Source organism: Pontibacillus litoralis JSM 072002 (assembly GCF_000775615.1).
Lineage (GTDB): Bacteria > Bacillota > Bacilli > Bacillales > BH030062 > Pontibacillus > Pontibacillus litoralis.
This window is the reverse complement of sequence record NZ_AVPG01000086.1, coordinates 1-335: the sequence shown is the minus strand read 5'-3', so window position 1 is coordinate 335 and position 335 is coordinate 1. Positions and strand designations below refer to the sequence as shown.

The 335-nt window shown below is 40.0% G+C and carries 1 protein-coding gene; it reads right to left on the bottom strand.

Annotated elements, in window-relative coordinates; translation table 11 throughout:
• Positions 1-20: 20 nt before the first annotated feature.
• Positions 21-335 (bottom strand): transposase (locus N784_RS15825; RefSeq protein ID WP_036836580.1); only part of this gene is annotated, 315 nt, incomplete at its 5' end.

Sequence of the window (335 nt, the reverse complement as noted above, 5' to 3'; positions counted from 1 at the left end):
TACCTGAGTTCGGGATAAGTTTAGAATAAGGCCAGTTGTTTTGAGTCCTCAATATAGTATCCTTGCAATGCATCCGGTTTGTTTTCAAAGAAACAATAAGCACCCAGTACAGCCACCAGATTTACTAGGAAATTCGTTATCGAACGATGTCTGGAATGCACAAGCTGTGCTTTGTTTTTGAGCAGATCGTTAATCGTCTCAATGATATACCTCTTTCTGAGCATCATCTTGTCATAAAAGGACATAAGCCTGTTCTTCATATTCGTCTTAATTCCATGTACCAGCTGAATGCCGTCGTCAAATAAGGAATCAAACAGTTTGGGAGAGATGTAGCC